An 11,720-nucleotide genomic window follows, 5' to 3' on the forward strand; every position below is an offset into this window, starting at 1 on the left:
GCGGGTGCGGCGGATGGTGATGGCCTGGGGATTCGGGCTCAGCTGGTGAAGCGGAGGGTGATGGCCGCCGGGGCGGTCTTCAGCTTGTCGCGGTCGGGGAGGGCGGGGCCGCACGCGGCGGTGCCTACACCGGTCTGCGCGAGGTCGAGGGTGACGTAGGTGGTGTCACCGGCGACCAGCTCCGCGGCGTGCTTGGCGTTCTCGAGGGCGGCGCTGGTCCAGTCGCGGACGGTCAGACCGAACAGTTGGTCGACGGCTTCGATGCGCAGGCCGTCGAGCTGGGCCCAGCGGGTGTCGATGCGGTGCCCGTTCTCCTGCGGTCGCACGTACGGCGTCTGCAGGTCGGCGACCGTGGCGATGTACTTGCCCACCGCGGCAGCCGCGCGGGTGTCGACGTAGGCCTCGTTCGGTCCGGTGCCGAACCATTCGACCCGCTGCACCTTCGGGAGTTCGAAGGTGATGCCGAGTCGCGGCAGCACCTCCGGGAACAGCCCCTCGGGTACGACGCTCAGCTGCAGGACCACTGCACCGTCGACGGCGGTCCAGCGCCAGGTCGCCCGAAGACCCCACTGCAGTTGCGGCGGCGCCGTCCGGGTGACTACCTCCCAGGCGCCGTCGTTTTCACCCTGGGAAACGATTCGGTGCTGCACCCGGTGCAGGCCTTCCTCGCGCCAGGCGTCCGCGACACCGGGGATGGCGTCGTTGTCGATCGGCGCCCGCCAGACGTCGAGTCGCGCGTTCTGCACGCCCGCGACGCTGATTCCGTGCACACCGGCGGTACCGACGGCCGGGGACCCGCTGACCGTGACATCGGCGGCGACCGACTCGTCCAGCCGGATCTGGCCCCACGCGATCCGGTGGCCGGCGTCGGCCCACGGGGTTGCCTCGGCGAGCTCTGCGGTGACCGTCAGCCAGGTCTCGGGCCGGCCGTCCGCGCGCTGCTTGTCGATCCCGGGCGGCAGCTCGACCGAGACGGTCTCGCCGGGCGCGATCACCGGCACCGGCAGCCCGCCCTCGCCGATGACCTCACCCTCGGCCTCGGTGCGCAGCGTGAACCGCAGGTGGCTGGTGTCGAGCACCTCGTAGCGGTTGGTGATCGACACCTGGTTGCCGTCGGCAACGATTCGCAGCGGCTCGATCACCTTGATGTACTCGAGCATGCCCGGTGACGGCGTCCGGTCCGGGAACAGCAGTCCGTCGCAGACGAAGTTGCCGTCGTGGATCGTCTCGCCGAAGTCACCGCCGTACGCGTAGACCTCGCGGCCGTCGATGGTGGTCCGCAGCCCGTGGTCGATGAACTCCCAGATGAAGCCGCCCTGGCAGCGCGGGTACTTCTCGAACACCTCGCGGTAGTCGAGCAGCCCGCCCGGCCCGTTGCCCATCGCGTGCCCGTACTCGCACAGGATGAACGGCAGGTTCCGGTACAGGCCGGGGTCCGCGCCGATCTCCGCGCAGCCCTCGGGCGAGGTGTACATCCGCGAGTAGATGTCGACCCACTCGGCCTCGGTGTCGCGCTCGTAGTGCACCGGCCGCGACGGGTCGAGCTCCTTCACCAGGTCGTACATCGCCTTGAGGTTGTCGCCCATGCCGCACTCGTTGCCGAGCGACCAGATCACGATCGACGGGTGGTTCTTGTCGCGGTGCACGGTCCGCCGCATCCGGTTCACCAGGTCGTCGCGGAACCGCTCGTCCATCACCGGGTTCGGCAGCTTCGGCGGCTGCGGCTCGTACCCGAACCCGTGCGTCTCCAGATCGCACTCGTCGATCACGTACAGCCCGTACTCGTCGCACAGCGACAGGAAGTACGGGTGCGGCGGGTAGTGGCTGGTGCGGACTGCGTTGATCCCGGCCCGCTTCATGATCAAGACGTCGTCGAGCATGTCCTGCTCGGTCACCGACCGCCCGCGGTCGGGGTGGAACTCGTGCCGGTTCACGCCGTTGAACAGCACCCGGTTGCCGTTGACGGTGAAGATCCCGTCGACGATCGCGACGGTCCGGAACCCGATCCGCAACCGCACCTCGCCGCCCGCGGTCCGCAGTACGGCGTCGTACAACCGCGGCACCTCGGCCGACCACGGCTGCACGCCCTCGACCCGGGTGTGCTCGCCGGTCGGCAGTTCCAGCCCGAGCTCGGGGATGGACACGGTGCCCGGTACGTCGGACTCGACCAGCAGCGTGCCCGCGCCGTCGATGTGGTCCCAGGCAGCCTTCACGAACACGTCGGTCGGGGCGTCCGGGCGCAGCGCGAGCAGGGTGACCTCACGGAAGATCCCGGACAGCCACCACATGTCCTGGTCCTCGACGTACGAACCCGTCGACCACTGGTGCACCCGCACCGCGATCCGCGCTTCCTTGCCCGGGGCAACCAGCTCGGTGACGTCGAACTCACTGGCCAGCCGGGACCCGGACGACCAGCCGACCCATTCGCCGTTCACGTACACCGCGAACCGCGAGTCCACACCCTCGAACCGCAGCACGATCCGGGCGCCCGCGAAGTCGGCCGGCACCGCGACGGTCCGGACGTAGTCGCCGGTCGGGTTGTCGGTCGGTACGTACGGCGGCTCCAGCGGGAACGGGTAGACCACGTTCGTGTACGCCGGCGCGCCGTAGCCGCTCAGCTGCCAATGACCGGGGACCGCGATGGTGTCCCAGCCTGAGGTGTCCGGGTCCTTCAGGTCGTCCGGCGCGTCCGCGACGGTCGGCGACAGCCGGAAGCTCCAGTCGCCGGTCAACGACACCCGACCCGAGTCGTCGTCCAGCCAGGCCCGCGGGGGCAGAACGTTCTCACCGGACGCGAAGTCCTCGACGTAGCTGTGGTCATGAGTCACAACCCAGGAGCCTAAGCCCTGACCGTTCATGAATCCACACCGATGAACAGATATGGACAGCGGTGACCGATAGAGGTCAGGGCCGGCACTCCTTGCACACCCCGACCAGGGCCACCTGCTCGGGGGCGAGATGGAACCCGAGGTCGCGGGCGAGCTTCTTCCGGGCGGATTCGAGCACGTCGCCCGGGGCGTCGTACACGGTGCCGCATTCGGAGCAGCGCAGGTGCAGATGCCGCGGAGCGAGGTCGCCGGCCAGGTGGTACGTCGTCCCCGCGCGGCCGAGGTGGACGTGCGTGACCAGCCCGAACTCGCCGAGCGCGTCGAGCGCCCGGTAGACCGTGGCGCGGTGGATCCCCGGCCGGAGCTGCTCGGCCCGCTCGCCGATCTGCTCGGCGCTCAGGTGTTCCTCGGTGCCCGCGAGCACCTCGACCACCGCGAGCCGGGCCGGGGTCACCCGCTCACCCCGCTCCCGTAACCGCTGCGCACTGACCTCGACCGCACTCGTCATCGGGCGCCGCTCCCTCTCAGGACTTCTTGGCCGCCGTCTTCTTGGCGGCGGTCTTCTTGGCCGCCGTCTTCTTCGCGGTCGTCTTCTTCGCCGCCGTTTTCTTCGCCGCCGTCTTCTTCGCCGCGGTCTTCTTGGTGGCCGTCTTCTTCGCGGCCTTCTTGGCGGTCTTCTTCACCGGACCGCGGGCCCGCTTCTCGGCCAGCAGCTCCGCCGCGCGCAGCAGCGAGATCGTGTCCACCGAGTCGTCCTTGCGAAGGGTCGCGTTGGTCTCCCCGTCGGTGACGTACGGACCGAAGCGGCCCTCCTTCACCACGATCGGCTTCTTCGACTCCGGGTCCTCGCCGAGCTCCTTCAGCGGCGGCGCGGCGGCCCGCCGGCCGCGCTGCTTCGGCTCGGCGTAGATCTTCAGCGCCTCGTCGAGGGTGATGTCGAACATCTGCTCCTCCGACGACAGCGAGCGCGAGTCCGTGCCCTTCTTCAGGTACGGCCCGTAGCGCCCGTTCTGCGCGGTGATCTCCTCACCGCTCTCCGGGTCGGTCCCGACCACCCGCGGCAGCGACAGCAGTTTCATCGCGTCCTCGAGGGTGACCGACTCCAGCGTCATCGACTTCAGCAGCGACCCGGTCCGCGGCTTCGCGCCCTTCGGCGCGTCCTCCGGCAGCACCTCGGTCACGTACGGCCCGAACCGTCCGGCCTTCGCGACCACCTTGAGGCCGGTGTCCGGCGCGGTCCCCAGCTCGTGCTCGACGCCGGACGGCTGTGCGAGCAGTTCCTGCGCCTTCTCCACAGTCAGCTCGTCCGGCGGCAGGTCCTCGGGCACGTTCGCGCGGCGCTCGTCCTTGTCCTCGACGTACGGCCCGTAGCGGCCGACGCGAACCACGATGCCGCTGTCGTCGCCACCGACCGGGAACGTCGACATCTCCCGAGCGTCGATGTCGCCCAGGTCGGTGACCATCGATTTCAGGCCCTCGAGCTGGTCGTCACCGAAGTAGAACCGGGCCAGTACGCCCTCGCGCTGCAGGTCACCGGCCGCGACCTCGTCGAGCACATCCTCCATCGTCGCGGTGAACGCGTAGTCCACCAGCCGGGTGAAGTGCTCCTCAAGCAGCCGGACGACCGCGAACGCCAGCCAGGCCGGCACCAGCGCCTGGCCCTTCTTGTAGATGTACTTACGCGCCTGGATCGTGCCGATGATCGACGCGTACGTCGACGGCCGGCCGATCTCGCGCTCTTCGAGCTCGCGGATCAGCGTGGCCTCGGTGTAGCGCGCCGGCGGCTTGGTCTCGTGCCCGGACGCGACCACCTCGGTCGCGGGCAGCACGTCGCCCTCGGCCACGTCCGGCAGCCGGGTCTCCTGGTCGTCGGTGCTCGCGGACGGGTCGTCCGCGCCCTCGACGTACGCCTTCAGGAACCCGTGGAACGTGATCACGCGGCCGGACGAGGTGAACTCGCACTGCTCACCGCTGGCGGCGGTCGCGTCGATCTTGATCGAGACGCTGCGCCCCTCGGCGTCCTTCATCTGGGACGCGATCGTCCGCATCCAGATCAGCTCGTACAGCCGGTACTCCGCGCCGGTCAGACCGGTCTGCGCCGGAGTTTGGAAGACCTCACCGGCCGGGCGGATCGCCTCGTGCGCCTCCTGCGCGTTCTTCACCTTCGAGGTGTAGACGCGCGGCTTGTCCGGCAGGTACGACGCGCCGTACAGCTCCCGGACCTGCGCCCGGGCGGCAGTGATGGCGGTGTCCGACAGCGTGACACTGTCGGTACGCATATAGGTGATGTTGCCGTTCTCGTAGAGCCGCTGAGCGACCTGCATGGTCTGCGAGGCGGACATGCCGAGCTTGCGGCCGGCCTCCTGCTGCAGCGTGGTGGTCCGAAACGGCGCGTACGGCTTGCGGGTGTAGGGCTTGGACTCGATCGAGCGAACGGTGAACTGCGAGTCCCGCAGCGCCGTCGCCAGCGCGGTCGCGGTCTGCTCGTTCAGGTGGACCGTGTTCGCACCCTTGAGCTCACCGGTCGAGCTGAAGTCGCGACCCTGGGCCACGCGCTTGCCGTCCACCGACACCAGGCGGGACGGGAACTGCCGCGGCGTCCGGTTCGCACCGGCGTCGAGGGTCGCGTCCAGGTCCCAGTACGACGCGCTGCGGAAGGCGATCCGCTCCCGCTCGCGGTCGACGACCATCCGGATCGCGACGGACTGCACCCGGCCGGCCGACAGCCGCGGCATGACCTTCTTCCACAGCACCGGCGAGACCTCGTACCCGTACAGCCGGTCGAGGATGCGGCGCGCCTCCTGGGCGTCGACGAGCGCCTCGTCGATGTCCCGGGCGTTGCCGACCGCGTCCTGGATCGCCTTTGGGGTGATCTCGTGGAACACCATCCGGCGGACCGGGACCTTTGGCTTCAGCTCCTCCAGCAGGTGCCAGGCGATCGCCTCGCCCTCGCGGTCCTCATCTGTCGCCAGGTAGAGCTCGTCGGCGCCCTTGAGCAGGTCCTTGAGCTTGCGGATCTGCGCCTTCTTGTCGGCGGGCACGACGTAGAGCGGGTCGAAATGGTCGTCGACGTTCACCCCGAGGCGCGCCCAGGGCAGGCCTTTGTACTTGGCGGGGATCTCGTCCGCGCCGCTCGGCAGGTCGCGGATGTGGCCGAAGCTGGACTCCACCACGTACCCGGACCCGAGGAAACCGGCGATCATCCGCGCCTTCTTCGGCGACTCGACAATCACCAGACGGGTCCCCGCCGCTGTCTTCGTCCCTGCTGCCCCTGCCACTGCGCTCCCTACTCTCGTGCTGCCGACAACGCCTCTGCCCCGGCGTCTGTTCCCCCGAGCACAGACCGGCCCTGCCCGAGGACAGGGTACGGCCGACGGCAACGCATTTCTCAACGCACGGTAACCGGTGAAGGTCCTGGCATGCCCTCCGAGGTTTCCAGAGTGCGTGCCTGAGTCTTGCAGACTGTGGCGAACACAGACCGTCACCGCGCGTCGCGGTACCGCCACAGTGTGCCCCGGGCGACCGCTACGAGCGTACGCCGTCTCAGCGGACGAAGCGCACCTCGGGGAATCGCGACGACTGCCCGCGGAGCAGCAGGGCCGGTCGCCGGCGCACTGTCTGGTCGAAGAACGCACCGACGTACTCGCGCTGGGCGAGCACGCTCCGGGCGGGCGGTACGCGGCCCACGAGCGCTGTCATCACCGAGGTGATGATCGGGTCGTCGCCGTAGATCTCGTGGAACAACTGGGCGAAGACGAACTGATAATCGGTGAACGCCTTCTGCTTGGCGCCGGCCAGCGTGAGGTTCAGCTTCCCGCCGGGCCGGGCGGCCCAGAAACTCGCCCACGACGGGTCGTAGTACTCCTTGCCGGGATCGGTCCGCTGCGTCTCGTCGGAACCGAACAGCAGGAACGGGCGGTCCAGACCGCTCTCGGCGACCTCACCCAGCGGCCCGCGCACCCGGTCGTCCTGCAGCGTGCCGTCGAGGTCGATCCCGGACCGGATCCGGTCGTCGACCAGCATCGTGTTCGCCGCGACGTACCCGCCGAGCCCGATGCCGAACATGCCGACCTTGGGCAGGTCGAGCCCGTCGGCCAGCCCGGCCGGGAGATCTTTGCCCTCGGCATCGACATTCCGGCCGCCGGCGATCCGCTCCAGCTGGTTCAGGACGAACCGCGTGTCCGCGGTCCGGGTCTCGACCGCCTGGCGGATGCGGCCCGCGTCGGCGGGCTCCGATGTCCCGGGCTGAAGCCGGCCGCGGGGGAACTCCACCGGCGCCTCGTGGGTGTGGTCGATCGTCACCACGACGTACCCCCGGCTCGCCAGATCCTCGACCAGCGCAGTGTTCACGAACCGGCTGTACTGATAGCCGGGGGAGAACAGGACGACGGGGTGCCGCAGCCGCTGCACCGGGACGTCGACGCGCGAATGCGTCACAGTGTTCGCGAAGTCGAACGATCCCGGTGGAACCGCCAGCCCATCCTCGCCGGTCCACGCCTCGTCCACCGCGGCCGCGGTCTTCGGCGGCAGGTACTTGGCGTACTGCGCCGTACCGGACAGCGCGGCTGGGTACCAGAGGCTGATCATCAACTCCCGGTGACCGCTCGGCATGCTCGGGTCCGGCCGGTCCCGGTCGATCAGATGCAGTGCGGTCGTGCCGAGGGCCTTGCGGCCGGTCGGCGCGGGCAGCCGGAAGCGGACCGGATGGAAGTCCGGCTCACCCGCGGTGACTGGGTGCTTTGCGGCAGGGGCATGGGTCGGGTCGTACGGCGAGGCCTGCGCCGGACCGGACACCAAGCCCGGTACCGCGGCCCCGACGAGGCCGGCGGCCAGGCCGGTCCGCAGAACGTTTCGCCGGGTGAGGAGGTGGTCCGTGGTGCTGATGGGACGCGAGTTCGCCATGTGACTCATCGTCAGTGTCAGGTTTCACCCCGTGATGGCAACACCGTCTCAACTTCATCAAGGCCGAGCTGATGACAAACCGTCGACGGTGCGTTTCACTGTGCACATCTTGTTCATTGATGCGTGAAGTGAGGCACTCGTGAGCATCTTTGTCCGCATGAAACGTTCAGTGGTCGCCGTGGCCCTGTTGGCCGGTGCACTTGTGCACGCCACCGCTCCCGCGCAGGCCGCGGGCACCACGCTCGGTGACATCACCGGGTTCTCCGCCGAGGCCGCGACGTACACGCTCAGCGCCGGCGCCGCGAAAGTCCGGGTTGCTTTCCTTAAGGACGACGTTTTCCGGCTCTGGATGGCACCGGACGGAACGTTCACCGACCCGGCCAACACCGGCGAGGGCTCGAACATCGTCGTCAAGACCGACTACGGCACGCCGAAGACGACCTGGCGCGACCGCGGCGCGTACTACTCGCTCACGACCGGCAAGATCGAGGTCCGGGCGCAGAAACGGCCGCTGAAATTCTCGGTGTACCGCTCGAACGGGCAGCTGGTGTGGGCCGAGGCCGCGCCGCTGTCGTGGACCGACGCCTCGACCACGCAGAACCTCACCCGCGGCGCGAACGAGCAGTTCTTCGGCGGCGGCATGCAGAACGGCCGCTTCACGCACCGCGACCGGACGATCAAGATCTCGCGGGACTTCAACTGGGAGGACGGCGGCAACCCGAACGCGTCGCCGTACTACATGAGCACCGCCGGGTACGGCGTTTTCCGCAACACGTTCAGCCCGGGTAGCTACACGTTCACCGACCCCGTCGCCACGACCCACGACGAGCAGCGCTTCGACGCGTACTACTTCATCGGTGACCTCAAGACGTCGCTCGACCGGTACACCGAGCTCACCGGCCGGCCGTTCATGCCGCCGATCTACGGCCTCGAGTACGGCGACTCGGACTGCTACAACCGCGGTCACTACGCGACCGACCCGGACCCGAGCAACGACTGGAAGGTCCACCCGGACAAGGTCACAACACTGGACGCGGTCAAGGTCGCGCAGCGGTTCAAGGACGAGGACATGCCCGGCGGGTGGATGCTCGTCAACGACGACTACGGCTGCGGGTACTCCGCCACTACCGAGTCCGAGCAGGTCGAGGGCACCTGGTGGGGCAAGCGGGACATCCCCGCGCTGAAGCAGGCCGGTGACGAACTGCGCACCCGGAACATCGAGATGGGTCTGTGGACCCAGTCCAACCTGGACCGCCAGCAGTCCGAGGTCGGCGAGGCGGGCGTCCGCGTCCGCAAACTCGATGTCGCATGGGTCGGTCCGGGGTACCGGCATGCGCTGACCGCCTGCGACACCGCCCACGACGGCATCGAGCAGTACAGCGACGCGCGCGGCTTCGCCTGGATGGTCGAAGGCTGGGCCGGTGCACAACGGTGCGCGGTGCAGTGGACCGGAGACCACAGCGGCTCGCTCGACGCCATCAAGTGGCAGATACCCGCGATCCACGGCTCCGGCAACTCGGGCATCGCCTACAGCGCGGGTGACGTGGACGGGATCTTCGGCGGCTCGCCCACGTCGTACGTCCGCGACCTGCAGTGGAAGGTGTTCAACCCGGCGTTCATGACGATGTCCGGGTGGGCGACGCCGGCGTACAAGCAGCCTTGGGCGTACGGCGATCCCTATACGGCGATCAACCGCAAGTACCTGAAGCTCCGCGAGCGGCTGCTGCCGTTCTTCTACACCTACGCTGCCGAGGCGCACCGCACCGGCGCACCGCTGAACCGCTCGCTGGTGCTGGAGTACCCGGACGACCCTGCCACCTGGGACGACACCACGAAGTACGAATTCCTGGCCGGCAAGGAGTTCCTGGTCGCACCGATGTACGACGCGGACGAGGTACGCGACGGCATCTACCTGCCCGCGGGCCGGTGGATCGACTACTGGACGGGCCGGGTGTACCAGGGTCCGACGACGGTCAACGGGTACCACGCTGGGTTGGTCACGCTGCCGCTGTTCGTGAAGGCCGGCGCGGTGGTGCCGATGTGGAAGGCCGGGGTCAACACGGCGGCCGAGCAGCGCCCCGGCGACCCGGTGACCGTCGACATCTACCCGTCCGGGAAGTCCTCGTTCAGCCTGTACGAGGACGACCGCGTGACTCGGTCCTCAGCACACGCGACGCAAACGTTTGCTGTCGAGGCACCGGTGAGTGGTCGGGGTGATGTGGTTGTGAAGATCGGCGCCAGCGTCGGGAAGTACGCCGGCAAGCCGGCCAGTCGTCCGTACGAGCTGACCGTTCACACGGGCTCCGCTCCGCATCAGGTCACCATCGACGGGCGACCGGCGCAATGGACCTACACGGACGGTGTGGTGCGCGTACAAACTGCGTCGATTCCGTTGTCGCGGAACGCTGTGGTGAAGCTCGGCGGGACGTCCGCCGTCGGCGGTCCGGACGTGGCGAACACCTTCGGCACCCCTGAACTGAGCACGCCGTCGCTGTGGAACGCGCCGGGGCAGGCCACCGAGGTGACCGCGTCCTTCCGCAACGACACGGCGACGACGGTGCGCTCCGTGCAGCTTGACGTCCAGGTCCCGGCCGGGTGGACCGTGTCCGGCAGGAACACGTTTTCCTTGGTGCGGCCCGGGCAGACGGTCGCGGCCAAGCTTCAGGTCACTCCCGGCGCGGACGTTCAGCCGGCAAGTTTCACGTTGGCGTTGAAGGCGTCGTACGTTGCTCAAGGCAAGCGTTATGGGAATCTCGCGAGCGGTACGGCGCAGTTGCCGTACGCATCGGTGTCGCAGGCCGCCAACGTGGTCGGGGTGAGCGACGCGTCGACGTACCAGCAGGGGAACTTCGATGGGTCGGGCAACAGCTTCAACGGCGAGGCCCTGGCCGCCGCCGGCTACACGCCTGGCGCGACGGTGGAGGTTGAAGGTGCGACGTTCACCTGGCCAGACGGTGCGCCCGGGACACCGAACGTCGTGAAGAACCAGTCGGCGCCGATTCTGGTATCGGGTACCGGATCACATCTCGCGCTGCTCGGTGCGGGCGCAAGCCTGAACGCACGCGGAACGGTGTCGATCATCTACACCGACGGATCGACCTCCGAAGGTACGTTCCAGCTGCCGAACTGGTGCTGCCAGGACCCGACCACGGGCGGCGCGAAACTCGCAGTGTCGGTCAAGGGGCGTTACACGCAAGCCGGTCTGAGCAACACGACCACGGACTACCGCGTGTTCTACACCGCCGTACCGCTCACTCCCGGCAAGACCGTGAAAGCGATCAGACTCCCCGGCGGCGGCCTCGGCTTCTTCGCCGCCGCGATCGCCGACAAACCGTTGCCTCCGGCACCCAAGGGTGAGAACTGGGTCAGCGACCTCGAGTTCCTTGACTCCACCAACGGTTGGGGCCCGGTGGAGCGCGACCACAGCAACGGCGAGGACGGCGCCGGCGACGGTGGTCCACTCACGCTCGACGGCGTGACGTACGCGAAGGGCCTCGGAACGCACGCGCCGTCGTCCGTCAGCGTCCACCTGGGCGGCAACTGCACGAGTTTCACCAGCAAAATCGGCATCGACGACGAGGTCGACGACCGTGGCAAGGTCACCTTCAAGGTTCTGACCGACGGCACCGCCCGCTACACCTCCGACCAACTCACCGGCACCTCCCCGACAGCCACCACAACGGTGGATGTCGCCGGCGCCCAGACCCTCACTCTCCAAGTCACCGACGGCGGCGACGGCATCACCAGCGACCACGCCAACTGGGCCGTCCCCAAACTCACCTGCAACCCCTGACCCACCCGAGACCCCGACCACATCCCCCACTCACCGCCCCCCGCACGGCTCACCCCTCACCCCCCTCCCCACCCCCGAGTCGCCGGCCCTCCTCTCCCGGCACAACCCCAATGCCGCTCAGTTAGGGCTGGGGTGTGGTTGTCAACCGTCGTGGATGTGGATGGTGTGGGTGATCTTGTAGTTGTTGCGGTCGGTGG

At 68.5% G+C, this 11,720-nt stretch carries 5 protein-coding genes; 1 reads left to right on the forward strand and 4 read right to left on the reverse strand.

What is annotated here, in order from left to right:
• Positions 1-38 precede the first annotated feature (38 nt).
• From AB0B82_RS30430 to AB0B82_RS30445, 4 genes are all read right to left on the reverse strand, one after another.
• On the reverse strand, positions 39-2,828 hold the full coding sequence (locus AB0B82_RS30430; protein WP_360176205.1) for a glycoside hydrolase family 2 TIM barrel-domain containing protein: 2,790 nt from the start codon (positions 2,826-2,828) through the stop codon (positions 39-41).
• A gap of 76 nt (positions 2,829-2,904) precedes the next feature.
• Positions 2,905-3,336 carry a Fur family transcriptional regulator gene (locus AB0B82_RS30435; RefSeq protein ID WP_360176208.1) on the reverse strand — a complete coding sequence of 144 codons (432 nt, stop codon included), beginning with the start codon at positions 3,334-3,336 and terminating at the stop codon, positions 2,905-2,907.
• 16 nt (positions 3,337-3,352) lie between these two features.
• The gene (topA, locus tag AB0B82_RS30440) at positions 3,353-6,061 is read right to left on the reverse strand and encodes a type I DNA topoisomerase (RefSeq protein WP_360176211.1); all 2,709 of its coding nucleotides are present in this window, start codon (positions 6,059-6,061) and stop codon (positions 3,353-3,355) included.
• Positions 6,062-6,371: 310 nt separating this feature from the next.
• Entirely contained in the window at positions 6,372-7,730 is a 1,359-nt protein-coding gene (locus AB0B82_RS30445) for a hypothetical protein (RefSeq protein WP_360176213.1), read from the reverse strand.
• Between the two features lie 157 nt (positions 7,731-7,887).
• Between AB0B82_RS30445 and AB0B82_RS30450 the strand changes: the two genes are divergently transcribed.
• Entirely contained in the window at positions 7,888-11,523 is a 3,636-nt protein-coding gene (locus tag AB0B82_RS30450; RefSeq protein ID WP_360176216.1) for an NPCBM/NEW2 domain-containing protein, read from the forward strand.
• Positions 11,524-11,720: the final 197 nt, after the last annotated feature.

It is taken from the genome of Kribbella sp. NPDC048915 (genome assembly GCF_040649595.1).
GTDB lineage: Bacteria > Actinomycetota > Actinomycetes > Propionibacteriales > Kribbellaceae > Kribbella.

Excerpts from the sequence above, each read along its gene's own strand:
- AB0B82_RS30435 (WP_360176208.1), bottom strand. The coding sequence starts at position 3,336 with ATGACGAGTGCGGTCGAGGTCAGTGCGCAGCGGTTACGGGAGCGGGGT.
- AB0B82_RS30445 (WP_360176213.1), bottom strand. The coding sequence starts at position 7,730 with ATGGCGAACTCGCGTCCCATCAGCACCACGGACCACCTCCTCACCCGG.
- AB0B82_RS30450 (WP_360176216.1), top strand. The coding sequence starts at position 7,888 with ATGAAACGTTCAGTGGTCGCCGTGGCCCTGTTGGCCGGTGCACTTGTG.